The organism is Adhaeribacter aerolatus (genome assembly GCF_007991635.1).
GTDB lineage: Bacteria > Bacteroidota > Bacteroidia > Cytophagales > Hymenobacteraceae > Adhaeribacter > Adhaeribacter aerolatus.
Genome location: NZ_BJYS01000006.1, coordinates 1 through 26,016 on the forward strand (window position 1 = coordinate 1; position 26,016 = coordinate 26,016).

Here is a 26,016-nt window from a genome sequence, read left to right on the forward strand (position 1 = left end):
ACTAGTTTTAGTTTTAATAAAGCGTTCCAATCTTCTACTGAAAAGTCAGAAGAAAAATGTAAGTCCTCATAGATCTTGTCTCGTTTCAAGTCTTCTTAAAATTACGCCTAACTAGCAGCTAAACCGAATATTCGGCTTATCTGCAATATACCCGGAGTTGCTGACAACTGAACCTGTCTATCGAATACACTATATAAAAATTAGTATAATGAAAAAGAATACCCTGCTTTGCTATTTTAGTTGGGTGCAGAAACAAGTTCCAGGTAGAATATCTACAGACTAGCTCCTCCCAACGAACGACCACACGCTCCCCCGGTCTTATAAGACTATATTAACCCGTACTACCGGCAATAATTATTAAGCTATTTCCTCTGCCGGCACTAGGTCGCCGCCCGCTAAGGCAATTTCGTGCTGCACCTGGTCAAATTCACCCTCACTCTTGGCTACCACAATGGTGGCCACCCCATTGCCAATCAGGTTGGTAATGGCCCGGGCCTCCGACATAAACCGGTCTACGCCCAATAAGAGCGCCATGCCTTCTACGGGTACTACTTTTAAGGCGCCCAGCGTTGAAGCCAGCACAATAAAGCCGCCGCCGGTAACTGCTGCCGCACCTTTAGACGTAACCATTAAAATACCTATAATAGCCATTTCCTGTGAAAAACTTAACTCTACCCCAAAAACCTGCGCCAGAAATACGACAGCCATCGATAAATAAATAGTAGTGCCATCGAGGTTAAAAGAATAGCCCGTAGGAATCACCAGGCCTACTACCGATTTGGAACAGCCAAACCGTTCGAGTTTACGCATTATCAGCGGCAGCACCGATTCGGAAGAAGAGGTACCCAGCACAATTAATATTTCTTCTTTTATAAACTTTAAATATTGCCACAAACTAAAGCCGTACAGCCGGGAGATTAAATTAAGCACCACAAAAATAAACAGGAACATGGTGGCGTATACGCACAGCATGAGCTTACCCAACGGAATAAGCGTAGCCAGCCCAAATTTACCAACACTGTAGGCCATACCACCAAAAGCACCAAATGGTGCCAGTTTCATTACCACAGCTAAAATATTGAAAAATACTTTGGATAGCTTTTCGAAGGTGGTGATGATCGAATGGCCGGCTAAATCCATTTTGGATAGTCCTATCCCAAATAACACTGAGAACAAAAGCACCTGTAAAATATCGCCTTTGGCAAAGGCATCTACCACGTTGGCGGGTACAATGTGGGTAATAAACTCTACCCAGTTTATTTCCTGAGCGCCTTTCTGGTAAGCACTAATATCGCCTTTGGATAAATTATTTACTGCCAGTCCTACGCCAGGCTTGGTTACGTTGGCAATTACCAACCCAATCACCAAAGCAAAAGTGGTTACCACCTCAAAATACAACAGCGCCTTACCCCCTACCCGGCCCACTTTTTTCAGGTTGCCCATGCTGCTGATGCCCAACACAATGGTTAAAAAAATAACCGGGGCAATTACCATTTTTATCAGGTTGATAAAAACATCGCCGATTGGTTTCATTTTAGCCCCAGTTTCCGGGAAAAATGCCCCCACTAAAATGCCGAGGGTAATGGCGACTAGCACCTGGAATGTAAGATTTTTGTAAACGCGTTTCATGTAGTTGTCAATCCGCTATCGGGAGATTACCAGGAGTAAATTTATCAAATTGTTGTGGGCTTGTTCTTTTATCAGGAATAATATTCAAGGTTTTTATTGGGGTTTTCGCCGCCAACCTTCTCATGCATCTACAACCTAATTCTTAGAAAATTTATTTGTTACAGGAATTTCGCAAATTTATCCAAAGTCCCCCTTCGGAGGGGGCAAGGGGGAGGATTTACAATGTTAAAAAATCATTTTGCGAAAGTCCTATGTTAATTAATATTAGAACTGCCGCAAAACTTTCGATTTATCTTTCTAAATCTTACCCTAAACCCTCCAAAGAGGGCTTTCCCATAACTATGCGAAAGCCCTCAATATATTATTATCCCGATTATTTAAATTTTTCAATTCATGATTTCTAATTTTTAATGGGGCGGAGCACCAGCACTTATCAGGTTTTTGGCTTGGCTTTCTTTCTGAAATGCTTTTGGGCGAAGGCTAGGTGCTGCTGCCAATCGTAAAGATTAATATCGTGCTTGCCGGTGCGGATATGATAACCAATGGTTTCTCCTACCGGCTTTTCTATAGCGGGCATCTGGGCCGTTCCCAAGCCTGTTTTCCCGTAAAGCTGGTAAACGGGCCCAGCGTGGACGGCACTTAAAAATTCACCTTGGGGGTCGGCCCATTGGTCTTCGGCGGCACTACATACATACAAAGGCCGGGGGGCTATGAGGGCCAGCAATTGGTGCTGGTCTACGGGTAACTTATCAGGGGCCTGGTTGTAGTTTTTATAAGCGGGACTAAACCAATGCGGAAAAGACCGGTTTAACTGGGCAATGGTTTCGCCGTAATTTCGCCGGGCCAGGGCAGCGCCACCTTCGCCGGATTCGTTGGATACCACCAAGGCGAACCGGGCATCGTTAGCGCCCGCCCAAACAGCAGCTTTACCAATGCGCGAAAGACCTGTTAAAGCTACTTGTTTGGAATTAATTCTCTTTTCAGTTTCCAGGTAATCCATTATCCGGCTCATGCCCCAGGCCCAGGCGCCAATGGCTCCCCATTGATCCGGGGCCAGGTTTAATTCCTGCTGCAGGCTGGTCCGAATGCCCGTTTGCCAACCATCGGCATGGTCGGGTTCCAGGTCGCCGTAATAAGCTGTTACCAGGGCAAAACCATTTTTAAGCAGGGTTTCTACGGGCCAGCGGCTCGCCTGCGATCCCCGGGAAGCCTCGGTGGCCCGGTTACGCTGTATTCCTTTCTGGTTGTTGTTTATCCAGCGGTCCGACATAAATATTCCTTTATCGGGGTGCACACTTTGGTTACCGGAAAAATTAAGGCCGGCAAAAGCAGGTACCGGACCGGAAACATGATTGGGCAGATACAGCAAAACTTCCATGCTGGGGGCATCTACTGCCTGGGTAAAATAAATGGTAATTTGTTTGCGCGTAGCTAATCCGCCCAGGGCATTTTTATTTTCATTTCTGACTTTAAAACGCATGCCCGCCGGTTTATCCGGCATCTGCCCGTAAATATAGAATGCGTCATAACTTATCGGAAATAGGTATAGGATAATTTTCGAATACCGGATTATAGATGTTTTCAATCCAGCTTTTGGCAAAAGAGAGTTTGGTGCAACAACTTGCAAAAGTAGAATTAATAATTTCCTCTAACTGCTCCACCGTCTTGATAAGGGTTTGTTCACTTATGGCTTTCTTTACTTGCTTCCATATGCGTTCTATCGGGTTGAGGTCAGGGGAGTAGGGCGGCAGGTTCACCAACACTATTCCCAACTCCCATGCTTTGGCTTCCACCGATGCTGTTAGGTGGGCACGGTGGTTGTCCCACACTACCACTATCGTCTCTGCCTGCTGGTTGGCGGCTCGTATGGCCTGGAGCATCTGCCTCATTGTCTGCTGGTTCCCCTTGCCAATAAAGTTAAGTACGCTGCAGCCCATCAGGGCATAGAAGCCAAAGCAATTACGTTTCTTCTTCTCTGTGTTCACCTGCTTGACAAGCCCCCTTTCAAATGACCATAGCCTGGCCGTGTTGCCATAGAGTTGCTGAGAACTCTCATCGGCAAAACCGATACACAGCTTGCTCAAGTCCCGGCCTCTCATGCCTAGTACATCCGCCACCGCCTGTATGCGCTCCTTGAGTCGGCAACTGGCACCATCCCGCTGCCGGTAGTCCCGTGGCTGAGGCTTATAGCAGTACATACCCAACTGCCTGGCCAAACGCAGCATCTGTCGTCGGCCGTAGTTTACCCCAAAATGCGCCTGGGCCAGTTGGCGCATCCGCCCAATGGTGTAAAAGGCACATTCACTTTGCAGCAACTGCTTGAACTGCAACTTCTGCTCTTTACTTAAGCGTGGCTTAGCCCCTCCTCCCTGGCCCTGGCAGTTGACTAAGCCAACTTCTTTTTTTCATTCCACTGCCCTATCCATTCATAAAGCGTAGAGCAACTCACGCCCGTCAAAGCGCTCACTGACTCTAGGCTTTGGCCTGTCCCGATTAACTGCAGACAAAGGCCCTTGAAGTCTTGGCTATGGCTGTCAAAGGATTGTACAAAGCGGCTCAACCGCTCTGGCTCACTTATCTCTTTGCGTTTCATTGGCAACAATAAACCTGAAATTTGCGGATAATACTCTTTACGAAACAAATGCATTTTTTTACTATCCTTACATCAATTTCCGATAGGTTCTGTCCCGGTCTATATGTTCTTTAAATAAGGCCAGGGTATGCGGGCGGACCTGGGTTTCCCACTGCTGGGGGTTGGTTACAACCGAACCATCCGGCAGCCGGAGCAGATCCGGCAAGGTATACGGGCCAACTTTTTCTTCTTCGTAGTTGATATTAATACCCTGGCTCCGGGCCAATTGGGTACTACCTATGAAAGAAAACAGCCCCACTACCAGTATCCGGAAACAAGTTAAGTATATTTTATGCATAGAATGGAACAGCCAGAAGTGTTTAAATTCGGCCTTTTTTTTGATAAGGTAATTACTTTTGGCTTGCGCTGCAACTACCGGACTTAAACCAAATAACTTAAGCTTTTACGCTGCCTAATTATTATATGCCCCCGATGCAACCCTCCGCCCCAAAACCGGCTCTTATTATAAAGGAACGCATTTATATTTAAAACCATGAAATTAAAATTATCAGGAGCCGTGGTAGGGTTCCTGCTTATACACCTTAGCAGCTTTGCCCAGGATTCTACCCAAACCACTACAGATAAACCGCTAACTCATAATAGCTATAAAACGGCTATTGGTATTCAGCTAACCGGCATCGGCTCGGCCTTCGCCAATCCCAAAGGTTTAAGTATTAAATATTTTGTTTCGCCGAAGGCCGCCCTGGAGTTTAATCTAACGCCGGGCGGGCGAAACATCCTCAGCAGCAACCTGGCGGTGCTGCGGCATTTTCCGGTATCTGATGCCCCGCAGGTGAAGTGGTATGCCGGAACCGGCTTAAATTTCGACGTATACAGGTATCCCCGCAACCTAAATTCTAATCCAAATACAAATCCAAACAACCCGGACCCGCAGAAATCGATTATTGCCAACACCACAACCCTGATGGGGGTATTAGGGGCCGAATATCAACTCCCAAAATTACCTTTTACTATTTCGGGCGATATACGAAAAGGCTTTCTAGGTTTTACCCACCGGGGTGCCGAAAAACGGTATAATATTATTAACGGTCTGCGGCCCAGCATCTCGTTCCGTTATACTTTCAGAAAATAATATTTAAAAATCTAAATAAGGCTAACCTGTGCGCCAGATCTTTGCTTTAGTAATGTAGCCGGAGCAGCCGCACCACATCCAAAGCATCGTCGAGGGCATCGTGTGTAACCGTGGTATCCTCAAAACCAGCGCGTTTTTTACATTCTTCCAACGACGGCATTTTCTGATCTTCTTTAAAATTTAAATAATACATGGCCGGGTCCAGAATCTGCTGGCTTATCCGGATATGCTCGCGCCAGCCCGGCAGATTATTCAGGAAACCCAAATCAAAGGCCGCAAAGTTCTTGCCGGCCGCAATTATCCGCACGTAGCTTTTTTCTTCATCGGTTTCGTAGCCGTTATTTAACAAAAAATCTTTAAACTGCGGAGCCAGTTCCGGTGCTTCGCACACCTGGGCTGCCCCCGACGGCTGTACCAATTCCTGAAAAATCCGGGCATTCAAATTTAAGGCAAAGGCCTGTCCGGTATATTCCGGATGTTTTACAATCCGTTTAAAACGCGGCAAATTCTGCAGGTCGGTATCTTTGTTCGTATTTTCTAAAACGGCCCCAAATTCAATAATCTGGTGCCTGCCCGGATTGGTTCCGGTGGTTTCGAGGTCGATGGAAACGTAGTGCATGCCCTTTATACTCTTTTAAGGGCCTTTTGGATATTACGCGCAAAAAGAATATACCCATTTATGCTGAAGAATATTACCGGAAGCTCCTGCTTCCATTATACCAGCAAATAAACTTTTTACACCTAAAAGAGTCCGCGTTAGGCAACTTCATTCCGATAAAATTGGAATTGTATAATTAAATTTTTAGATTTTACCTTTAGATAAAAATTAAATTAAAATGAAGCTATTAAAAAGTAGTACCGCCATCATGGGTGCCACTGCCTTTTTATTTATAACGGGCTGCGTAAGGCCCAGTACTATCGCGGCCACCAACACCGCCAATCAGCAAGCTGCTAGCGTACCGGTAGCAGCCGAACGAACTACCCTGGAAGGAAAATGGGATTACACCATGAGCAACCCCGATCAGGATCCGTTCTCGGGCGTATTAATGGTGCAGCGGGGCGGCTCGGCGGGCTACACCGGCTGGATATCGGTAAGCACCATTGATTACGAAGCCCAAACCAAAGTTACCAAAGCCGAAATACAAGGCGAAAAATTTACTTACATTGGCGAGGTGCAAACCCGGATGGGTTCCTATGGTTTTGAAATGACCGGAACTATTAGAGGTAATAAAATGACGGGCCAGAATAAAGTAAGAACCGATAGTGGTCCTGTTGTTTTTAGTGTTACGGCCACCCGTAAGTAATATAATTTAACCTAACCTGTATTTTATTGATGTTATTGTAGTCTGGCAGCGGTTGTTTTGTTCCGTTTCACTTATTTCTCCTGTTCGGAGTAGTTATGGGCATTTATTTCCTGATATAAGACAGCACTATTATTTTAACCCTTAGTGTTGTTCTTTTTTGCAGCTTATTTACGCAATGACTTTTATCTTATCTTCCACAATCAATAATATCAACGATTAAGTAATTAACTGTATTCACGAAAAAATATTTATGAAAAAACTTACCTCCGTACTGGTTTTGGCTGTTTTCGCCGCTTTGTCTTTTAGCGCCGGCTCGGCCGTTGGTGCTAACCTAAATCTTCCTGGGGTTAATGCCTCAAAATTGCTGGCCGATTTGGAAGGCAAATGGGAGTTCACCATGACGCCTACCGAAAGGCAACCCATTTCCGGCGTGCTGACGGTAAAACGCGGCAACGGTCCGGCTGGCTACGAAGGCAGTATTCTGATAAACGAACTGCAGCAGGAAACCCCCACCAAAATAACAAAAGCCGAAGTAAATGGCGATAAATTCGTATATGCCGGCGAAGTAAAGCTGGAGGATGGCACTTATATTTTTGAAATGACCGGGACCATTAAAGACGGAAAATTAAATGGCCAAACCAAGGTGCAGGAACCAGACGGCTTGGTGGTTTACAAGCTTCAGGCTACCCGCAAATAAAACCTAAAGTTTTTCGAATAATAAACTAATCAGGAATCAAGGTTTGATATAAAATCAGTCAGGGTCATAAACCCCATTATAGGAAAGTTGATTTCCGGGATTAGGAGCCTGACTGATTTGTATCTTCAATCTGGTATTTTTCGGTTCAGGCAAAATTAACGGTAAAGGCCGCCTCTTTATTATTTATAAAGGCACTGGTTGCGGTTGGAGCAGACCAGGTTGGGAAATCACCGACAAAATTTTCTCTTTCAAATTTAATAAACTGACTGCGGTATTGCTCCAAAAGATGTTCTTTATTCAGGTCGTAAAAAACAATGTGACGGAATATTTTACTGTTTAGCACCATGAGCTATTATTCTGGTTATAGAATTAGGTACCTTCTTTTTGCCCCGCGGGTTCAACAAGCCACTATAAATTAAGTAGTTAATCTGCTATATAAGTATTTTCCGCCCCAAGCCTAAAACCTACCGGTGTTTTTTCCGCTGATTGCTTTCCCATATTAACCGCAATCATTTAGTTCGTCTATATTTTCCTGAAACCTTTGTTTTTTTTACCCTGCTACTCAGAACCGAGGTTAGTGTCCGTATTTTTAAAGATATTAGCCTACATGCCGCCTTGCTAAAATCACTTATAAAGGAACAGTTATTTGCCGAATTGGGTCAAATGTTTTAGGTAGAACAAAGTTAACCGCAACCGTCCGGGCTAAATCAGAGTTTAATTGGGGTTAAGCTTAAAAAACATAATAATGGATGAATTTATGCAGGTGGCCATTGCGGAAGCGCAGAAAGGATTATGTGAAGGCGGGATTCCCATCGGTTCGGTACTGGTAAAAAATGGCCAGCTGATAGCCCAGGGCCATAACAAACGGGTACAGGAAAACAATCCTATTCTGCACGGCGAAATGGATTGTCTATATAATGCGGGCCGGATTGGCAGTTACCGCGATACGGTTATTTACTCTACCTTAATGCCCTGCTACATGTGTGCCGGAACCATTGTGCAGTTTAAAATACCCAAAGTAATTGTGGGTGAGTCGCAGACCTTTAGCGGCGCCCGCGAATTTATGGAAGCCCACGGCGTAGAAGTAATTGACCTAAACTTAGCCGAATGCATTACCATGATGCAGGATTTTATTCGGGAAAAGCCTCAGTTGTGGCACGAGGATATCATGGAACTATGATAATGACGATGCCAGCAGGCAGCTTTCAACTCTCCATCAAAGGTGTTTTATTGAATTATTGAGTCGTTCAAATGTTTGGTTAAACCTGATAATGAAAGTACGGTTTTAAGCTGGAGAAGCCCTTTATTTTTAGTTTATCGGAGTGAAACAGAACTTAAAACGACCAAAAGTACTGCTACTGGTAAGGCTTTTAAGTAATATTGCCCACTTCCCAGATGATTTCTCCGTTTTGTTCTTTTTTGTAAAATTCTATCTGGTGGGTGCTTTCGCCGAGGCCAGCGGTGTTGGGATTGCCGCTAAGCGTCACCTCCTCCTGGTGTTCTAATTCTTCCGGGGAAACCGATATTTTGATCCGGTCTTCGGGATGTTCTTTCGGGGGCGGCAATTTTTTCCAGGCAACTATGAGTAATTTGGTCGTATCCATAAGCTAAAGTTATACCCACCTTATACGGCAGCTTTGGAAAAATGAAATCAGTTTATTTCAATTTCTGATTTATTACATTCAATAAGATACGGATGCATCTATTTTAAGACACTCCGGCACTCCCTAAAAAAGGAATATTTAATCAAGGCAACTGGCTTTTCAGGTCTACCTTGCCCCAGTTTAGCACCTTGCTATTATTCGGCAATAAAGAATCAGAAAAAGTTAACAAGACATAAACCAACAAGAGCCCCCCCAAGATAGCCCAGATAATTTGGGTAAGCGATCCAATACTCTCCAGCTTTGTTATGAAGCTTTTACCTTTCATCAATGTAAGTAAATTTAAGTTAAAAAATTCCCGGCACTTCTGATTTAGCTTATAACGTATAGGATTATAACTTAGATACCTTTGTCAGGCTATTTTTAAAGGCAACTTTGCATGGCATTATTCCTTTTTAGCTTAATTGGGCTGGTCTGGTATAGGAATATATCAGACGGCTAAATTCTTAATCAATCGCTACTGCTAATAACTTAAATCCAGGTATCTTAACCCAAGTACTTCTTTATCAGGAATATTTCCGGCTGCCTTAGCTTTTAACTTTCACTTCTCTTATTCCCGCCAAAAACAAACCTTTTATAAAGAAATAAAGATAGCGGCAATGGCTGGCTTCCTTCTAAAATATATTTCTGCCAACACAAATTATCTATAGGTTGCAGCTAAGCTTTACCCGTTAAACGGGGCAAAACATAGAACAGCAGCGAATAACCCACCAGAGCTGTTAGTACAGATGCGCCGTGAAAGCTGGTCTGCCACCAAAGATGCGATTCCAGACCTATAAAAATCCAGATAAAAAGGCAAACCAACAAATGGGGTTCCTTCTTTTTATTCAAAAACGACATAAAGGTTTTAATCATTTAATAAAGCTCAAACTGAATGACCAGACAAACATATGTAAAACTTTATAATTAATAAAATACAAATTGTTATAATATTAGAAAATTATAATATTTTATTAATTTACTCTCTATTAAGTCTCTATTATTTTAAAATAACAGAATTTAAAAATCAATAAACAGCCAATACCACAAATAAATAAACCCTGAACCTTACTTAAATACAAGCTTTACTGTTTTGCACTTATATACCTCCCACGTTTAATGCCCCACTTTTGTAGTAAAAATATTCCTGCTTAAATTATATATTTACCAATCCCTGAATACCCTGATTATCTCTCGCGTACGCTAAGTTCACTTTAACAACGCCTTTTAGAAGAACCGACTTTCACCTATTTTTAATAAGCTGGCAGGTAGCTGCTATTAGAAAGCTTAAAGCAAATTTATTTAAGCCCGGCTTTCTGTGCAGGCTTATTGTACCGTTCTGCATAAATCCCAATAATAAGGTAGTGCTTCTGATTGACTTATATTAAATAGAAAAACAACATCAGATCCCAGACAATCCTAAAATTCTTTATTTAAGTAAAGATGTTCTTAGAATTGCCAAGCGATGGAATTTTTACAAAAAAGAGGAAGTCCGTAATTTTGGAAAGTTATTTGTTAGTAGGATTAAAAGAGCAAAAGCAATTACACCATAGCACATGGCAACATTATTAATACAAGAAAACGTTACCGATATAGCTTATATTTTCGGCAAGCTGGCCGATACAGTTGAATCGCATTCTGAAAGGTATCCCGAGCTGATGTACATTACTGCTGGTTTGGAGTTGGTAAAAAAACAAAGCGTAACCCGGGATGACCTGGCAGTACTGCTGAACCTGAGTAATTATATAAAAGATAACTTATCGCAATATTTGGTAGCCAGAAATTTAAACCACAAACTTCAGCAGGAACTGGAGTTGGTTAAAGCCGGAATCAGCCTTAACCGGGAAGAAGAATTATACCTGAACTTTTAAAAGAAAACGCCTTTCAGTGGCTGAAAAAACAGGAAAGAAGTGCCCCCAACGGGTACCTCTTCTTTTTGGCACGCGTGCTGCTTTTATCCGTTTAAAAAACAAGTTAATAATTAAAAGCATCTCCCCGCCTGACTGCGACGTAATTATACCCGCTTGCAAAACTTATTCCATCAGCAAGGTGGTTTAATTGTCCGCTGAACTGTTTCAGGAAGCTGGTGACGTCTCCTCAAAATAGATTTGTGATGAATGCTCCGGACCAGAATTTTAAATAGTTCCTACCAGTATAATTAAAGTCTAGCCCCAGCGTTTCATTTAAAATTATTTTAACAATACCCGTTATTATTTAGGTTAAGCAATTATTCCCGCAGCATGAAAAAATGCCTTGCACTCGCTTTATTAGTACTTCTACCGTTGCTACCCTCTGCCTCCGGCGGATATAATTTATACAACAAGAAAAATAATGCTGTTCTGTTAGAATACCTGAATAATTACAGAACTAGTTTGGGCTTGCCGCAAGTTACTTACGATTACGGACTGGAAGAGGCCGCCCGGCTGCAGGTGCTCGATAATTATATTAAAAAGAAATTTAAAAACCGCGGCGATGATGTTAATAAGCTGCACCAGAACAGTCGCTTCCCTTTAATCCGGGACCGGGTAAAAGCCGTGGGCGTACCAACCGCCGGCGAATCCTGTGCCGAAATCTGCTATGCCAAAGCCGGCATGAAGAATCAGCCGCTGGCCGCGGCCATAAAGCCCTACAAAAGCCTGGAACAATTAATATTTACCCGTTACCGTAATTCCGCAGGACATCGCCATATTATAACCACCGCTAAGTTTACCAGGGTGGGCATTCACACCATTTATGATGGCAAATACGTGTATAATGCCGTTGTTTTCATGACCGGTAAACCCCTGTTGGCTAATAAAAATTAAAACCCAGTGGCTTTTCTAAAAGTCAAACCAGTAACGCCCTCCCATTATAGCAGCAGGCACAGTTACGATTTAGTTTACTGCCGGATTCCTGCCTGTCTAAAAAAGGTACTGAACCCAGGTCATTATTGCGAGTCTTTTGCCGGCCGGGTACAAGCAAGGATAATACAATCTAAACCGGTCTCGTATCAACTCCATATCCTGGGCAGCAAATAAACTACTGCTAGCCAGCGCCTTTAATTTAAAATAATATTCTAAACGGTCAGGCAAAGTTTTACCAACCGGTACTTCCGGAGTACAAATTTTGTATCCTGGCCCGCCAAAACAAAAACTTGCGGTAAATATTTCTTTAAACTCCTCCTTTTTAGCGTACTGTCGCAATTTCCCACGCAGAATGTCGGAAACACCCCCGCTTTAACTTAAAGGATTGCGATACCTTTGAAACCATCAGACAGATATTTTTTCTGAAAAGAAATAAAGGCCAAATACCGTTGGCAGTCTGAGTTCAAGAGAATTAATGAAACTTTTATTTACCGGAATATCGCGAAAAGCTTAATATAGAACTTATGAAAAACAGTTAATATATTGGAAGAGACCGGCACTGCCACCTAAAATATTACCCAAACTTTTGTCGAGCCCCGTAAGCGCTTGCCAAAACCGTTTAACCAGAACGCAAAATTTTTGCAGCTATCTACCCCGCCACCAGGCAAGGCGCCGATGGCAGTGTTGACCAATTATACAATTATGAGGTCCAAAATGAGAACCGGAAAAAACGAATTATTTATTTACCTATAAACCCAAAAAAATGGCTACTAAAATATTTGTGAATTTACCCGTTAAAGACCTTAACCAGTCTGTTGCATTTTTCACGAAGCTCGGTTTTAGCTTCAACGCACAATTTACCAACGAAGACGCCACCTGCATGGTAATCAGCGAAGATATCTACGTGATGCTACTGGTTGAAAAATTCTTTAAAACATTTACGAAGAAAGAAATTGCGGATACCGGCCGCACCACCGAAGTAATTGTTTGTCTATCGGCTGATAGCCGGGCCCAGGTAGATGAACTCGTAGATAAAGCTTTTGCGGCGGGCGCCACGGAATCTAACTTTACTACCGACCAGGGCTTTATGTACGGCCGGAGCTTCCAGGATTTAGATGGCCACCTCTGGGAAATTATGTACATGGACGCGAATGCCATTCAACAGGGTTAAACTGGTTCGGCCTATTTTTTAGAGATTAAAAACAGTAACGAAAATGGTAGAAGTTTTTAAAACCAATGTGCATCACCCCGGTCAGGCCCACATGCTGCTGAACCAGATTCACCGGCTTTTCAAAAATTATAAAGCCAATTTCGACCTGGACGATTGCGATAAAATATTGCGCGTAAAGTGCGATTCCGGCTACATTCAGCCCGCGGCCCTCATCAATTTATTACAGGACTTCGGTTTTAAAGCCGAAGTCCTGCCTGATGATTAAATATTGCCAAGGAAATCAACCCTAACAGGCAATATTTTTAGAATAGCAATTATTTGCTGATGGTAAGTAGTTCTGCGACTAAGAACCGCTATTTTTACCGGGAGGCCTTTCATTATTAAGCAACACTTCTAAGCGCATTTATTTAACTGGTTAACAACAAAAACGCCGGCTAAAAGCCGGCGTTCTTTTAAATATTTTAACTGCCACTGTCCTCTTTTTCCGTTTCGGGTTTATTTTTTTCGCCAAACTTGCCGCCGAAGAAATCACCCTTATTCCAGGTGGGGCGTTTAGATTCGTTAGCGGTGAGGTAACCAATCAGGAAATTGGTTTTTACGTGCATGGCCGCCGCGTTAAAATCAAACGGCTGGTTCATGTCGTCCTGCGGTTTGTGGTAAATGGTTTTGCGCCAATCCGCAATAATTTTAGCACCGTCTTTGTTCGGGTCGCCGGTAATAATGCCGCCTTTAATAAACAGCGCCGGAATGCCTTTCTTAATAAAGCTGTAATGGTCGCTGCGCGTAAATACTACTTCTTCGGGAGCCGGGTCCGGGGTAATTTTGAGGCCTAAATATTGGGCGGTAGCTTCTACCGGGCCGCGCAAGCTGGAGTGCTGGATGCCGTGCGGAATAATATCGCGGAGCGGGTAAAAGAAAAACGGCATATCAATCGCTAAATTAGCTACCAAACTGCCAGCGGGTACGGTGGGGTTACTGGCAAAATAATCGGAACCCTGCAAGCCCAGCTCTTCGCCGGTACACGACAAAAATATTATGGAGCGTTTGGGTGCTTTGGGCAGGCTTTTGAAAGCCCGGGCAGTTTCGATTAAAAACGCCGAACCCGAAGCATTGTCGTGGGCCCCGTTGTTAATGGAGTCGCCGTTTACGGGGGTGGATAGGCCCAAGTGATCGAGGTGCGCCGCGTAAACCACGTATTCATGTTTTAATTGCGGATCGCTGCCGGGCAAAATAGCTACTACGTTATGGCTCGGAATATCGGAATATTTGGTGCTGGTAGTTAAGCTTACCGAAACCGGCAAATTAACCGAAGCAGGCTTACCATCTCTTAGCGCCGCGGCCGCTTGCAACAGGTTGGTACCGGTACCCGCAAAAAAGCTATCGCCTACGCCCTGCGACACAACCGCGAGGCCCTTCAGTTCCGGCAGGTATGTATTGGGAGTGCCATTAGGACCTGCCCACCAGGTACTGCCCGAGCGAACGCGTTTGGCATAGGCGTTCCAGGTAGCGTTGTTTTCGCCGGCGGCTATTACCATAATAGCGCCCACGGCTCCTCTCTGGGCTGCGGTAGCGTTTTTAGTTGCCGGCGATGAAAAATAAGCTTTTTCGTTATTCGGGAATTTAGCGGGCGCGCCACTCAGGTACATTACAATTTTACCCCGCACATCCTGATTGGCGTAATCGTCGTACCCGAGTTCGGGAGCCGAAACGCCGTAACCCACAAATACCACCGGCGCGCTTACCTGGCTTTGCGCCTGACCCATATTGGGTTGCAGTACAAAATCTGTTAAATAGGTTAAAGCCTGCTCCTGTCCGTTGCGGTTTACTTTAAAAGCACTCTGGGCTTCGGTTACTACGCCGGAGCGCAGCGGAACGGCCTGTAAGTAAGTATTATTATCGCCACCGGGTTGCAAACCCAGGCCTTCAAACTGAGCCGCCATATAACGGGCGGCAATGCCGAATCCAGGTTTACCGGGCCGGCGGCCGGCGAGCAAGTCATCCGATAAAAAAGTCATGTGGGCTTTAATAGCTTCCGGATTTACCCCGCTTATGGCCTGCTTTACTTCTTTGGCTTTTAATTGCTTATGGTACTGGGCCTGGCCGGGTAAAGAAAATACCAGGCTGCATAAAAAGAATATTGCCCCGGCAAAGGCCTTCCCGGTAAATCTATTTTTTGTTGGTTTGATTGAGCGATTTGAAAGTAATTGCATTTAAATTATATTTTTAAAAACAGGTTAGCGGCCATGCCTTTTTACTCCTACAAAATTTTACAAAATAAGTTTAAAACATCCGCTTTCCCTAACCAAAATATCCGATGCTTGAACAACCGCAGCGTTGAGTAAAACAATCGTGCATTTTCCTCTTTACCCTAATTTATAATTTACTAAATTACCGCGGCGGGATAGTCCGGTAAACGAAATAGGTTTCCGGCGGGAGTTGGTATGAATCATTTCATATACCTGACCAGCCAACCCGATAAATTAAGTTTTATCTTTTTCACCTTATATAAAGGCTTCGGCCGCCTTAAAAAGTTCTTTTGATGGAAAATTCTGAAAAAAAACTACGCAGCACCGAGTGGTTTGGCAAACGCGATAAGATGGGTTTTATTTACCGGAGCTGGATGAAAAACCAGGGCCTGCCCGACCACGAATTTGACGGACGCCCGGTAATCGGTATCTGTAACACCTGGTCGGAGCTGACGCCTTGTAATGCCCACTTCCGCGAAATTGCCGAACGGGTTAAACGCGGCGTATACGAGGCCGGCGGCTTTCCGTTGGAGTTCCCGGTTACCTCCCTCGGCGAAACCCTGATGCGCCCAACAGCTATGCTTTACCGCAACCTGGCCAGTATGGACGTAGAGGAATCTATCCGGGCCAACCCGTTGGACGGCGTTATTCTGCTGGCCGGCTGCGACAAAACTACCCCGTCTACCCTGATGGGAGCCGTGAGTGTGGATATTCCGACTTTGGTAGTTTCGGGCGGGCCGATGCTGAATGGAAAATACCAGGGCCGCGATATTGGTTCGGGTACCGATGTGTGGAAGTTCAGCGATGATTTGCGCACCGGCAAAATTACCCTGAAGGATTTTATGCTCGCCGAAAACTGTATGTCCCGGAGCAGCGGCCACTGCATGACCATGGGTACCGCCTCTACCATGGCTTGTATGGTCGAGTCGTTGGGTATGACGTTACCAGGCGGGGCGGCTATTCCGGCCGTGGATGCCCGCCGCAAAATATTGGCCCACATGGCCGGCATCCGCATCGTAGAAATGGTGCGCGAAGATTTACGTCCTTCTCAAATATTAACCCGCGAGGCTTTCGAGAATGCCATTATGGTAAATGCGGCCGTAGGGGGTTCCACCAATTTTATTATTCACTTATTGGCCATTGCCGGCCGCGTGGGCATAGAACTGGAACTCGAAGATTTTGACCGCATTGGCAGCCACATTCCGTTTTTAGTAAACCTGATGCCTTCGGGCAAATTTTTGATGGAAGACTTTTATTATGCCGGCGGCGTGCCGGTGGTAATGAAAGAACTGGGCGAGCGTTTGCACCTGGATGTAAAAACCATAAATGGCTTAACCCACCGCCAAAATATTGAAGATGCCGTTTGCTACAACCGCGAGGTAATCTTCCCGATTGAAAACCCAATTCTGGAACACGGTGGCACGGCCGTGGTAAAAGGTAATTTATGCTCGAATGGCGCCGTCATCAAACCTTCGGCGGCCACTCCTGCTCTGATGCAGCACCGGGGCCGCGCTGTGGTATTCGAAAGCATCGAAGACTATCACGCCCGTATCGACGATCCGGACCTGGATATTGATGAAACCTGCGTAATGGTGCTAAAAGGCGTAGGTCCACGGGGTTATCCGGGTATGCCCGAAGTCGGTAACATGGCCCTGCCGAAGAAATTATTAGCCCAGGGCGTTACGGATATGGTCCGGATTTCGGATGGCCGCATGAGCGGTACGGCTTTCGGCACGGTATTTCTGCACGTTTCGCCCGAATCGGCGATTGGCGGGACGCTGGCACTGGTTCAAAACGGCGACATGATAGAAGTGGACGTAGCTAACCGCCACCTGCACCTCGATATTTCGGAAGATGAACTGGCCGCCCGCCGCGAACTATGGGTAGCACCGCCGCCGCACACCGACCGCGGTTACGTAGGCTTATATTGCCGCCACGTACAGCAAGCCCACCAGGGCGCCGATATGGATTACCTCGTTGGTAATTCCGGTTCGGCTGTTCCCCGCGACTCCCATTAGTTTAAATATAAATTGCAACCAAACCTGTTATTCAGCAGGAAACTTGTTCGTGGCCTACTAACAAGTTTCCTGCTGAATAACAGGTTTGGACATCAAGAGCCAAAATAATAATGAGCCTTACGCTGTTATCAACTGCAAGCTTTCTTGCTCACCCATAACAAAGTGTCGTACACTTAAAAAGTCTTAAACGTAGTTATGAAATTATATCGTTTGAAAAGTGGTATCCTGCTGGAACACGAAAATCAATATTACCTGACCCTGGAAGTGGATTGGGATCGGCTGCTGAACCAGGAAAACCTTTACCAGGAATTGCAGTCTGAAATAAACGGCAACAAACCCATTACAAATGCCGAAAAGTTACTTCGGGAAGAACTGTTACCGCCGATTTTAAGACAGGAAGTCTGGGCATCTGGGGTTACTTATTACCGCAGCCGCGACGCCCGCATGGAAGAATCGAAAGCCAGCGGCGGTGGCGACTTTTACGATAAGGTGTATGATGCGGAACGGCCCGAGTTATTCTTTAAAGCTACTGCGGCCCGCACCGTTGGTTCCGGCGATTTGGTAAACATCCGCAAAGACTCTACCTGGAATGTGCCGGAGCCGGAACTGACCCTATTTATTAATTCCAGGGGAGCCATCAGCGGTTATACCATTGGCAACGACATGAGTTCGCGCAGCATCGAAGGCGAAAACCCGTTGTACCTGCCGCAGGCCAAAACCTACGACCGCAGCGCTGCCTTAGGACCGGGCATTTTCGTGCCTCCCACCCGCATTTCGCCGGATACAAATATTACACTGGAAATAGTCCGCCAAGACAAAACCGTTTTTACCGACAGCATCCGGATAGACCAGATTAAGCGATCCCACGACGAACTGGTAGAATTTTTGTACCGCGAATGTTCTTTCCCGTACGGCTGTTTCCTGATGACTGGCACCGGCATTATTCCGCCTTCTGATTTTACTTTAGCCGGCGGCGACGAAATCCGGATTTCCATTGATGAGATTGGCACCCTGATAAATAAAGTTGCTTAAGGTGTTGACTATTTTAGCACCCGCTGGTTCAAGTTTAGCGAAGCGTAACCTGGACCTTTTGATAAAAGGAAGTCTTTGACTTCCGGAAGGCAAAGACTTCCTTTTCTATACCTAACAGGCGAAATTCAAGGTAAAATATTCGCAAGTCTTTAGACTTGCAAATTTATAGGCAAAAGTCACGCTTCGCTTCAGACTTGCGCCAGAAGTGGACATCAGAAGAAAAGATCCGGCCACTTAACATTATTTTGAAATACTACTTCCGATCAGAAGTATACATAAGCGTAAATTATGACTGTAACACAAAATACCAAACCCAGAACTTTTTTCGGCATTAACCCAAAAACCGGCCGAGCCTTAACGCAGGAGTTCACCGAATCTACTACCGAAGAAATAAATAATGCGGTAGAGGCGGCTGAAGCAGCATTTGAAGCTTACCGCGCTAAAACACCGCAGGAAAGAGCCGCTTTTCTGGATAAGATTGGGGAAGAAATAATGAATATTGGCGATGCGCTGCTAAAAACCTGCGCCGAAGAAACCGGCTTGCCCGAAGCCCGCCTGACGGGGGAACGGGGACGTACCGTAAACCAGTTAAAATTATTCGCCGAATTACTGCGGGAAGGGTCTTGGGTGCAGGCCATCATCGAAACCACGCAACCCGACCGCCAGCCACTGCCCAAACCCGATACCCGGAGCATGCAAATTCCGTTGGGGCCGGTAGGTGTTTTTGGGGCGAGTAATTTTCCGCTGGCATTCTCGGTTGCCGGCGGCGATACTGCTTCGGCCCTGGCCGCCGGTTGTCCGGTAGTAGCCAAAGCCCACCCGGCGCACCCGGCCACTTCGCAATTGGTCGGCGAGGCCATTTTGCGGGCTGCGGCCGCTACAAATATGCCAACGGGTGTATTCTCACTCATCCACGGGCCATCGGTAGAGGTAGGCATGACGCTGGTACAGCACCCGCTGATAAAAGCTATTGGGTTTACCGGTTCTTTCCGGGGCGGCAAAGCCATTTATGATGCAGCGGTGCGCCGACCGGAGCCTATTCCGGTTTACGCCGAAATGGGCAGTACCAACCCGGTGTTTGTTTTACCCGGTGTCTTAAGAGAACGTCGGGAGGCGCTGGCCCAGGGTTTGGTTAATTCTATTACCATGGGTGTCGGACAATTTTGTACCAATCCGGGTTTGGTTATTTCGCTTTCTTCTGACGAGACAAACACCTTTGTAACAAAAGCCGGCGAAATATTAGCCGCCGTGCAACCCGGCACCATGCTTACGCCGGCCATTAAAAATGCTTTCGACCAGGGAGTGCAAAAACTAAGCAGCGTCAACAATGTGCAGGTAATCGCCCGCGGCCCGGCCACTGAAGATAGTTGTGCCGGTGCGGCCCATCTGTTAAAAACCGATGCTGCCACCTTTGTAGCCAATCCCGAGTTGGCCGAAGAAGTTTTTGGCCCGTCGTCGGTAATTATTACGGCCGATTCCAAAGCGCAACTCCTGGAAATAGCCCGTAATCTGCACGGTCATTTAACCGCTACCATCCACGGCACGCCCGAAGATTTACAGGAATATTCCGAATTAATTAGTGTACTGGAGCGCAAAGTGGGCCGCTTACTCCTGAATGGTTATCCTACGGGCGTAGAAGTCGGCCACGCCATGGTGCACGGCGGCCCCTACCCCGCTACCACCGATGCCCGCAGTACTTCGGTGGGTACTACCGCCATTTACCGTTTTGCGCGGCCCATCTGCTACCAGGATTTTCCAGAACAATTGTTACCCCCGGCCCTGCAAAATGCCAATCCCTTAAACATCTGGCGAAAAGTCAACGGCGCTTTTACCCAGGAGTCGGTTTAGATAACCCTTGTTCCGCAAAGTTTATTTAAGCGGTATCATCTAATCAATTTCTAATCAATTATTGTCCTTCTGAAAATCTAAGGGTTTCCAGAAGGACAATAATTGATTTTTCTATAATTTATTCGACCAGGTCTTTGTCTTGCGTAACGCCTGTCACATAAATCCGAGGTTATTTAATAATATTACAACAATAATTTTAGCGGGCAGCCATAAACTGGTGAGTCCTATTATTTCTCCTTCGGGTGCGTGGCTCAAATAATTCAAGTCGAAAATTTAGCTGGCCTGAATTAAGACACGGCTGTTTTTCAAAAATCAATTTTTAATCCGATAAAGGCGCAAGCCGCTGTAAACAGCTTTTATTAATTCTGTAATTTGGCAGGATAAAAATCCGCATCAGATAACATGATAAAAAAAATTAGATTTTTCTTCTTTCTCGCATTTATATTAAACGGAAGCCTCGCTTTTGCCCAAAGTAACCAACCGGTGGTTAACAACATTATAAAAGAGGCGCAGGAGAATTCACAATTAGAAAAATTAGCCCACGAGTTAATGGATGTGATTGGCCCCCGGTTAGTAGGCACACCCCAAATGAAAAGAGCCAATGATTGGGCCGTGGCTAAGTATACGGACTGGGGCATAGCGGCCCGTACCGAAAAATGGGGAGAGTGGCGCGGTTGGGAAAGAGGAACCTCGCATATTGATATGGTGTACCCCCGGACCAAGACCCTGGAAGGCATGCAATTAGCCTGGAGCCCAAACATGAAAAAAGCGGTAACAGCCGAAGTAATCATTATTCCGGAGGTAGCGGATTCTTTGGCTTTTCAGAAATGGATGCCGGCGGTAAAAGGAAAATTCGTTCTGGTTTCAATGCACCAGCCTACCGGCCGGCCAGATTACAACTGGCAGGAATTTGCCACCCCTGAATCGTTGGAGAAAATGAAGAAGCAACGCACGGTGCAAACCGAAGCCTGGCAGAAACGCCTGCGTAAAACCGGCTACACGGCTCGTACCTTACCGGTTGCTCTGGAAAAAGCGGGTGCTGCTGGTGTTGTGCAATCAAACTGGTCTAATGGTTTTGGGGTAAATAAAATATTTGGTGCCTTCACCAAAAAAATACCAACGGTAGATATTTCTCTGGAAGATTATGGATTGCTTTACCGGCTAACAGAATCCGGACATAAACCAAAAATTAAGGTGCACACGGAGTCGAAAGAAAACGGAGTGGTACCTGCCTTTAACACTATTGCCGAAATTAAAGGCACCGAAAAACCAGAGGAATATGTTATTCTATCGGCGCATTTTGATTCGTGGGATGGTGGTACGGGGGCTACCGATAATGGTACCGGTACCTTAACCATGATGGAAGCTATGCGCATTCTGAAAAAGGTATATCCCAATCCCAAGCGTACTATTTTAGTGGGGCATTGGGGCAGCGAAGAGCAGGGCTTAAACGGTTCACGGGCCTTTGTGGAAGACCATCCGGAAATGATACCCAATATTCAGGCGGTATTTAATCAGGATAACGGAACCGGGCGGGTGGTAAACATTTCGGGACAAGGATTTTTAAATGCGTATGAATATGTAGGCCGCTGGTTAACCGAAGTACCCCAGCCCATCCGGTCTCAGATCCAAACCAGTTTCCCGGGCACTCCCGGCACGGGTGGCTCAGATTTCGCTTCGTTTGTAGCGGCGGGCGTACCGGCCTTTTCCTTAAGTTCGTTAAGCTGGTCTTACGGCACTTATACCTGGCACACTAACCGCGATACCTACGATAAAATCGTGTTCGATGATGTCCGCAACAATGCAATCCTAACGGCTATCCTCGCCTACATGGCCAGCGAAGACCCGAATAAGACATCGCGGGAGAAAAGCGTTTTACCCATTAATGTCAGAACCGGCGAACCCGCTAAATGGCCCGTGCCCGCAAAACCTACCCGCAGGGGTGGCTTAAACTAATACAGCGCAGCCTCAAAGGATTACAAGCATTCGTCTTCGAACCTTAATTATTAGACTTAATAGTACTTCATCAAAAATTAAATGAGGAGTGTACTAATGGATACAGCCATTGGTGCATCCCACTTTTAATAATTTAAAGATTGTTTTTCCATCAGTTTGTAGTTTATAAAATTCCAGTTAATGCTTCTTCGGTTTTTTCTACCTATTAATGGCAAGTACTTTAGCGTATTTAGCTTACAATCTCCCTAATACCAAATTTCTTCAACGCTCTTCCATAGCAGAACTACGGTTATCCTGGTTGCACAAACCTCACAAGTATTTAGGACCTGTGAGGTTTTAACCTATGGCAGCTGGTTTATGCGATTTGGTATAAGCCGGCTCCCAGTGCATCCGTTGTTATTATCAGCCGTAAGTAAACTTCAAACATTTATCCGGATGCTAAACAAGTATTATTTTCTCTGACTTTTACCAGACATTCCGGCCAACTATTTGCCTGGTAAATGTGTTGTTGAAGAATACGGAGTTAAAGAATCCTGAAAGCATTTATGATTTTAAATAATATAACCCGGGTAATCCGCCCAACCTTTTATTTCCTACTATTAACTTTATTCCTGGCCAGTTGCGGGGGCAAAGAAGCTGTTAAAACTATTTTTCAGAAACGAACCCCTTACGAGGCTTACGAGCATGGTTTGCGGGAAGCTAAATTAGACCGGACGGCTTTGGGACAAGCCTGGCTAACGGCCGGTCAGCGGGCGCTGCGCGATTCGGTGCAGGTTAGCTTGCCTTTTCAGGAGACAGCTTATTTCCGGGCTGACAAACCAACCGCCGGCAGTTACAGCTTTCTGGCCAAACACGGCGAATTGATTCATATTAAGGTAAATACCCGTACGCAGCAGGATATTAAATTATTTATTGATTTATTCGAACTAAGCCAGACATCGCCCTGCGAAACCAAACATGTAGCCGCCGCCGATACCACTTCTTTAAGCCTGGAATACCGGGTAGCCGACACCATGCCCCACCTGGTGCGCGTACAACCGGAATTGCTGCGCAGCGGCAGCTATACCATTACGATTGTAACCAGGCCCTCGCTCTCTTTCCCCGTAAAAGGTAAAAACAGCCGGGCTATTCAGAGTTACTGGGGAGCCGAACGAGATGCAGGCGCGCGAAAGCACGAAGGAGTGGATATTTTTGCCCCGCGGGGTACGCCAGTGCTGGCCGCCGCCCCGGGTTTTGTCAGCCGGGTAAGTACTACACCAATTGGCGGCAAAGTGGTGTGGCTATCGGATATTAACAACCGGCAAAGTTTGTACTACGCCCACTTGGATTCTCAACTGGTACAGGCCGGGCAGCAGGTAAATATTGGCGATACCCTGGGTCTGGTAGGTAATACTGGTAATGCCAGAGGCACCGTACCACACTTGCATTTTGGGGTCTACGCTTTCGGCCAGGGAGCGGTAGATCCATTTCCGTTTATTAACGATATTCGTCAGCAACCTACGCCGGTACAGGTGCCCGAGGAACAATTGGGCAAGTGGGGGCGTACAGCTAAAAATAATAGTACCCTCCGGTTAACGCCCTCGGCTAAAGCAACTGCGGTAACCACGCTGCCGAAAAATACCGCTCTGCAAATAACGGGTGGCGCGGGTAATTGGTACCGGGTACAATTGCCGAGCGGCTTAACCGGCTACCTGCCCCAGAGTAGCCTCGAAAGCATTACCAAACCGCTGCGCACCGAAAAGCTAAAAACCGATGTGGAACTGGTTGAGTTGCCCGATACCCTGGCCCCGGCCATTGCTTTGGCAAAAAAAGATTCAACGCTGGCCATCGTAGCCGTTTACGATACTTTCCGGTTGGTTCAGTTAGCCGATGGCAGCTATGGTTGGTTATTACAAGATCAATCGTAATTTAATTTGCCCCATCCGCTTTAAGAAAAGAAACTCCTGCTTAAATAACTCAGAAGCGACTAAACAAGTCAGAAGAATCTTTCCCAATGATAGGTTTAAATGGCGTTAGTTTTGATTTTACCGATTGCCTAGGGTTCATCCAACAAAGTATTATTCGATGGGCTTGTTCTCGAAAATATCAATGACCTCGGGTCGGCTGGCTGGCTGTAATGGATTGTAAAAATAAATATCCTGCTGCCGGTAAAGCTCCAGATGTTTGGTCAGGCGCGTTTTAAAAGTTCCGAAATTCCGGCTGCCCGGTGGAGTCCAGGCGGCTTCGGCCAGAGCGCTGATTCTGGGGAAGAGCATAAACTCCAGCCGTTTTTTCGATGAAATTGTTTCGGTCCAGAGCGCGGCCTGAATACCTGCTACTAAGTTTTTGTTCTTTTCAGTTATAATACCCGGAAAAGCAGCCGTAGAAAAGTTATAAAGTTTTTCCAGTGAGCTGTAATCGCCTTTCCACCTGCGGCCTGAAAAATGCGAACTGTCCTGCACAAAATCCAAGTAAAACGGAATTCGCGGGCAAAGCACCGTCTGGTATCCTTTTTCCAAAGCTAGTTTCAGTTGCTGGGGCTGGTCGTGGCGCCACCAGAAAATAATGGTATTTTTTACCGGTAAAGCCGCACTTACCACTTCGTCCCAGGCCAATATTTTACTATTGAGTTTGCTTAGCGAATCGGTCATCCGCTGAATAAAATAAAATTCTACCGCTTTTAAATCAGGTAATTTCTGTGCCTGCATCAGTTGTTGCACCGCTTGGTTCGTTTGCCATTGCTTGTTCCCAAAGTGCACCTCGTCGCCACCCAGGTGAATCTTTTTAGCTGGAAAAAGCACATCCACTTCTTTCAGGATGCGAGTAAGGTAACCATAGGTTTCTTCTTTGCCAGGGTTAAAAGTAAATTCCGGGTACCTTTCGGAACCTCCGCCACTAAATTCGGGGTAAGCCCGGTTCGCTGCTGCGGCATGGCCCGGCATGTCAATTTCCGGAATCACTTCGATAAACCTTTCTGCCGCGTAACTAACTATTTCTTTAATATCTTCCTGGGTATAATATTGCGCCGGCACATCGGGGTTACCATGATTGCCCACGCCGCCTACCAGGGCCAAACGCGGATAGCTCTTAATTTCTAGGCGCCAGCCGGGCGTATCGGTCAAATGCCAGTGAAACCGGTTGAGCTTGTAAAAGGCCATCCAGTCTAATATTTCTTTCACCGTTTCTTTCCCGAAAAAGAAACGCGACTCGTCCAGCATCACTCCGCGCCATGCTAATGCTGGGGCATCGGTAATTTCCCAACCGCTCAGGGTAATATTTTTTGCCTGTACCGGCGCCTGCCGGATAAGCTGTAGCAGCGAATTAACACCGTTGAAAACCCCGTGCGGTGCAGCGGCGCTAATTTGCGTGCCACTGGCATTTATCGCCAGGTAGTAAGCTTCGGGCCTGGCATTCTTAGCCTTCTTAAGTTCTAACGAAATAGTATTTTTAGCCTGCCGGGTAAGAATGGGAATTGTCATACCAGTATGTTTCAGAATTTCTCTCTGCAAAAAATTCGCGATGGGATACAACTCCGGCTGGCCGACAAACAGATTGGTTTGGGCGTCAATGGTAAAACTTCCAGGAGTATTTTTATACGCGGCTGGCAGGGGAATAATAGGGCAATTAGCCTGCGCCCACGCAACTTGTTGCATGGAAAACAGGATCAGGAGGAGTAATAATTTCTTCATTATGCCGGGGATAATAAGGTTATAAGTGGCTGTATTTGCCATTATTAACACGGACCTTGTTTTGGTGCCGCGCCCAATAATAGCAAAAAAATCAGCGTGTTCGTACACACAAGTATATAGATTTTTATTATTTAAAAGGAACCGAGCGGCTTTTTTTATTTACCAAAGCCCCATATCTCCCGAAGTTCTATTTGCGGGTGCTGAAACTTGCCGGATATTGGCTGATTAAAGGCCACCAC

22 protein-coding genes and 1 pseudogene are annotated in these 26,016 nt (G+C 45.8%); 13 read left to right on the plus strand and 10 right to left on the minus strand.

Annotated features, from left to right (window positions below; genetic code table 11):
- Positions 1 to 357 precede the first annotated feature (357 nt).
- From AAE02nite_RS05630 to AAE02nite_RS05645, 4 genes and pseudogenes are all read right to left on the minus strand, one after another.
- Positions 358 to 1,629, minus strand: coding sequence for a dicarboxylate/amino acid:cation symporter (locus AAE02nite_RS05630; protein WP_146895805.1), 1,272 nt, complete (start codon positions 1,627 to 1,629; stop codon positions 358 to 360).
- A 433-nt stretch (positions 1,630 to 2,062) separates the two neighbouring features.
- Positions 2,063 to 3,130 carry a glucuronyl esterase domain-containing protein gene (locus tag AAE02nite_RS05635; RefSeq protein WP_146895807.1) on the minus strand — a complete coding sequence of 356 codons (1,068 nt, stop codon included), beginning with the start codon at positions 3,128 to 3,130 and terminating at the stop codon, positions 2,063 to 2,065.
- 22 nt (positions 3,131 to 3,152) lie between these two features.
- Positions 3,153 to 3,992, minus strand: a pseudogene (locus AAE02nite_RS05640) (IS630 family transposase); the annotation flags it as partial.
- A 297-nt stretch (positions 3,993 to 4,289) separates the two neighbouring features.
- Positions 4,290 to 4,559 (minus strand): hypothetical protein, encoded by a 270-nt coding sequence (locus AAE02nite_RS05645; RefSeq protein ID WP_146895811.1) that lies wholly within the window; start codon positions 4,557 to 4,559, stop codon positions 4,290 to 4,292.
- A gap of 195 nt (positions 4,560 to 4,754) precedes the next feature.
- Here AAE02nite_RS05645 and AAE02nite_RS05650 point away from each other — a divergent pair, with 195 nt between their 5' ends.
- Entirely contained in the window at positions 4,755 to 5,354 is a 600-nt protein-coding gene (locus tag AAE02nite_RS05650) for a hypothetical protein (RefSeq protein WP_146895814.1), read from the plus strand.
- A gap of 46 nt (positions 5,355 to 5,400) precedes the next feature.
- Here the strand turns inward: AAE02nite_RS05650 and AAE02nite_RS05655 are convergent, their stop codons facing one another.
- Complete coding sequence (locus AAE02nite_RS05655; protein ID WP_146895816.1) at positions 5,401 to 5,973, minus strand: 3'-5' exonuclease family protein; 573 nt, start codon at positions 5,971 to 5,973, stop codon at positions 5,401 to 5,403.
- 217 nt (positions 5,974 to 6,190) lie between these two features.
- On the opposite strand from AAE02nite_RS05655, the gene AAE02nite_RS05660 reads away from it, so the two are divergent.
- Positions 6,191 to 6,658 (plus strand): hypothetical protein, encoded by a 468-nt coding sequence (locus AAE02nite_RS05660; protein WP_146895818.1) that lies wholly within the window; start codon positions 6,191 to 6,193, stop codon positions 6,656 to 6,658.
- 250 nt (positions 6,659 to 6,908) lie between these two features.
- Positions 6,909 to 7,355, plus strand: coding sequence for a hypothetical protein (locus tag AAE02nite_RS05665; protein WP_146895820.1), 447 nt, complete (start codon positions 6,909 to 6,911; stop codon positions 7,353 to 7,355).
- A gap of 145 nt (positions 7,356 to 7,500) precedes the next feature.
- On the opposite strand, the gene AAE02nite_RS05670 is transcribed toward AAE02nite_RS05665, so the two are convergent.
- A complete protein-coding gene (locus AAE02nite_RS05670; protein ID WP_146895822.1) occupies positions 7,501 to 7,701 on the minus strand; it encodes a hypothetical protein in 201 nt (66 codons plus the stop codon).
- A gap of 399 nt (positions 7,702 to 8,100) precedes the next feature.
- Here AAE02nite_RS05670 and AAE02nite_RS05675 point away from each other — a divergent pair, with 399 nt between their 5' ends.
- Positions 8,101 to 8,535 (plus strand): nucleoside deaminase, encoded by a 435-nt coding sequence (locus tag AAE02nite_RS05675; RefSeq protein ID WP_146895824.1) that lies wholly within the window; start codon positions 8,101 to 8,103, stop codon positions 8,533 to 8,535.
- A gap of 190 nt (positions 8,536 to 8,725) precedes the next feature.
- Here the strand turns inward: AAE02nite_RS05675 and AAE02nite_RS05680 are convergent, their stop codons facing one another.
- Together AAE02nite_RS05680 and AAE02nite_RS05685 are read right to left on the minus strand one after the other, a co-directional pair.
- Positions 8,726 to 8,959 carry a hypothetical protein gene (locus AAE02nite_RS05680; RefSeq protein WP_146895827.1) on the minus strand — a complete coding sequence of 78 codons (234 nt, stop codon included), beginning with the start codon at positions 8,957 to 8,959 and terminating at the stop codon, positions 8,726 to 8,728.
- A 714-nt stretch (positions 8,960 to 9,673) separates the two neighbouring features.
- A complete protein-coding gene (locus AAE02nite_RS05685) occupies positions 9,674 to 9,871 on the minus strand; it encodes a hypothetical protein (RefSeq protein ID WP_146895829.1) in 198 nt (65 codons plus the stop codon).
- Positions 9,872 to 10,551: 680 nt separating this feature from the next.
- On the opposite strand from AAE02nite_RS05685, the gene AAE02nite_RS05690 reads away from it, so the two are divergent.
- The 4 genes from AAE02nite_RS05690 to AAE02nite_RS05705 all read left to right on the plus strand — a co-directional run bounded on the left by AAE02nite_RS05690 (position 10,552) and on the right by AAE02nite_RS05705 (position 13,274).
- Complete coding sequence (locus AAE02nite_RS05690) at positions 10,552 to 10,866, plus strand: hypothetical protein (RefSeq protein ID WP_146895831.1); 315 nt, start codon at positions 10,552 to 10,554, stop codon at positions 10,864 to 10,866.
- 369 nt (positions 10,867 to 11,235) lie between these two features.
- Positions 11,236 to 11,799, plus strand: a complete 564-nt coding sequence (locus AAE02nite_RS05695) for a CAP domain-containing protein (protein WP_146895833.1) — start codon at positions 11,236 to 11,238, stop codon at positions 11,797 to 11,799.
- A gap of 802 nt (positions 11,800 to 12,601) precedes the next feature.
- Positions 12,602 to 13,009 (plus strand): VOC family protein, encoded by a 408-nt coding sequence (locus AAE02nite_RS05700; protein WP_146895834.1) that lies wholly within the window; start codon positions 12,602 to 12,604, stop codon positions 13,007 to 13,009.
- A gap of 43 nt (positions 13,010 to 13,052) precedes the next feature.
- On the plus strand, positions 13,053 to 13,274 hold the full coding sequence (locus tag AAE02nite_RS05705; RefSeq protein ID WP_146895836.1) for a hypothetical protein: 222 nt from the start codon (positions 13,053 to 13,055) through the stop codon (positions 13,272 to 13,274).
- A gap of 196 nt (positions 13,275 to 13,470) precedes the next feature.
- Here the strand turns inward: AAE02nite_RS05705 and AAE02nite_RS05710 are convergent, their stop codons facing one another.
- Positions 13,471 to 15,219: a M28 family metallopeptidase gene (locus AAE02nite_RS05710; RefSeq protein WP_246150818.1), complete on the minus strand. Its 1,749-nt coding sequence runs from the start codon at positions 15,217 to 15,219 to the stop codon at positions 13,471 to 13,473.
- 329 nt (positions 15,220 to 15,548) lie between these two features.
- Here AAE02nite_RS05710 and AAE02nite_RS05715 point away from each other — a divergent pair, with 329 nt between their 5' ends.
- The 5 genes from AAE02nite_RS05715 to AAE02nite_RS05735 all read left to right on the plus strand — a co-directional run bounded on the left by AAE02nite_RS05715 (position 15,549) and on the right by AAE02nite_RS05735 (position 24,016).
- Entirely contained in the window at positions 15,549 to 17,273 is a 1,725-nt protein-coding gene (locus AAE02nite_RS05715; protein WP_146895838.1) for an IlvD/Edd family dehydratase, read from the plus strand.
- 195 nt (positions 17,274 to 17,468) lie between these two features.
- On the plus strand, positions 17,469 to 18,305 hold the full coding sequence (locus AAE02nite_RS05720) for a fumarylacetoacetate hydrolase family protein (protein WP_146895841.1): 837 nt from the start codon (positions 17,469 to 17,471) through the stop codon (positions 18,303 to 18,305).
- Between the two features lie 288 nt (positions 18,306 to 18,593).
- Positions 18,594 to 20,153 (plus strand): aldehyde dehydrogenase (NADP(+)), encoded by a 1,560-nt coding sequence (locus tag AAE02nite_RS05725; RefSeq protein ID WP_146895843.1) that lies wholly within the window; start codon positions 18,594 to 18,596, stop codon positions 20,151 to 20,153.
- A 402-nt stretch (positions 20,154 to 20,555) separates the two neighbouring features.
- Entirely contained in the window at positions 20,556 to 22,109 is a 1,554-nt protein-coding gene (locus AAE02nite_RS05730) for a M20/M25/M40 family metallo-hydrolase (RefSeq protein ID WP_146895845.1), read from the plus strand.
- 545 nt (positions 22,110 to 22,654) lie between these two features.
- Complete coding sequence (locus AAE02nite_RS05735; protein WP_246150819.1) at positions 22,655 to 24,016, plus strand: M23 family metallopeptidase; 1,362 nt, start codon at positions 22,655 to 22,657, stop codon at positions 24,014 to 24,016.
- A 150-nt stretch (positions 24,017 to 24,166) separates the two neighbouring features.
- Here AAE02nite_RS05735 and AAE02nite_RS05740 read toward each other — a convergent pair whose 3' ends face one another.
- On the minus strand, positions 24,167 to 25,777 hold the full coding sequence (locus tag AAE02nite_RS05740) for a beta-N-acetylhexosaminidase (protein WP_146895847.1): 1,611 nt from the start codon (positions 25,775 to 25,777) through the stop codon (positions 24,167 to 24,169).
- Positions 25,778 to 26,016 lie beyond the last annotated feature (239 nt).

Bases quoted from the DNA above. Each gene is read 5' to 3' on its own strand.
- AAE02nite_RS05665 (WP_146895820.1), top strand. From the start codon at position 6,909: ATGAAAAAACTTACCTCCGTACTGGTTTTGGCTGTTTTCGCCGCTTTG.
- AAE02nite_RS05645 (WP_146895811.1), bottom strand. From the start codon at position 4,559: ATGCATAAAATATACTTAACTTGTTTCCGGATACTGGTAGTGGGGCTG.
- AAE02nite_RS05635 (WP_146895807.1), bottom strand. From the start codon at position 3,130: ATGCCGGATAAACCGGCGGGCATGCGTTTTAAAGTCAGAAATGAAAAT.
- AAE02nite_RS05700 (WP_146895834.1), top strand. From the start codon at position 12,602: ATGGCTACTAAAATATTTGTGAATTTACCCGTTAAAGACCTTAACCAG.
- AAE02nite_RS05660 (WP_146895818.1), top strand. From the start codon at position 6,191: ATGAAGCTATTAAAAAGTAGTACCGCCATCATGGGTGCCACTGCCTTT.
- AAE02nite_RS05710 (WP_246150818.1), bottom strand. From the start codon at position 15,219: ATGCAATTACTTTCAAATCGCTCAATCAAACCAACAAAAAATAGATTT.
- AAE02nite_RS05730 (WP_146895845.1), top strand. From the start codon at position 20,556: ATGATAAAAAAAATTAGATTTTTCTTCTTTCTCGCATTTATATTAAAC.
- AAE02nite_RS05655 (WP_146895816.1), bottom strand. From the start codon at position 5,973: ATGCACTACGTTTCCATCGACCTCGAAACCACCGGAACCAATCCGGGC.
- AAE02nite_RS05695 (WP_146895833.1), top strand. From the start codon at position 11,236: ATGAAAAAATGCCTTGCACTCGCTTTATTAGTACTTCTACCGTTGCTA.
- AAE02nite_RS05735 (WP_246150819.1), top strand. From the start codon at position 22,655: ATGATTTTAAATAATATAACCCGGGTAATCCGCCCAACCTTTTATTTC.
- AAE02nite_RS05650 (WP_146895814.1), top strand. From the start codon at position 4,755: ATGAAATTAAAATTATCAGGAGCCGTGGTAGGGTTCCTGCTTATACAC.
- AAE02nite_RS05720 (WP_146895841.1), top strand. From the start codon at position 17,469: ATGAAATTATATCGTTTGAAAAGTGGTATCCTGCTGGAACACGAAAAT.
- AAE02nite_RS05685 (WP_146895829.1), bottom strand. From the start codon at position 9,871: ATGATTAAAACCTTTATGTCGTTTTTGAATAAAAAGAAGGAACCCCAT.
- AAE02nite_RS05705 (WP_146895836.1), top strand. From the start codon at position 13,053: ATGGTAGAAGTTTTTAAAACCAATGTGCATCACCCCGGTCAGGCCCAC.
- AAE02nite_RS05670 (WP_146895822.1), bottom strand. From the start codon at position 7,701: ATGGTGCTAAACAGTAAAATATTCCGTCACATTGTTTTTTACGACCTG.
- AAE02nite_RS05725 (WP_146895843.1), top strand. From the start codon at position 18,594: ATGACTGTAACACAAAATACCAAACCCAGAACTTTTTTCGGCATTAAC.
- AAE02nite_RS05630 (WP_146895805.1), bottom strand. From the start codon at position 1,629: ATGAAACGCGTTTACAAAAATCTTACATTCCAGGTGCTAGTCGCCATT.
- AAE02nite_RS05740 (WP_146895847.1), bottom strand. From the start codon at position 25,777: ATGAAGAAATTATTACTCCTCCTGATCCTGTTTTCCATGCAACAAGTT.
- AAE02nite_RS05675 (WP_146895824.1), top strand. From the start codon at position 8,101: ATGGATGAATTTATGCAGGTGGCCATTGCGGAAGCGCAGAAAGGATTA.
- AAE02nite_RS05690 (WP_146895831.1), top strand. From the start codon at position 10,552: ATGGCAACATTATTAATACAAGAAAACGTTACCGATATAGCTTATATT.
- AAE02nite_RS05715 (WP_146895838.1), top strand. From the start codon at position 15,549: ATGGAAAATTCTGAAAAAAAACTACGCAGCACCGAGTGGTTTGGCAAA.
- AAE02nite_RS05680 (WP_146895827.1), bottom strand. From the start codon at position 8,959: ATGGATACGACCAAATTACTCATAGTTGCCTGGAAAAAATTGCCGCCC.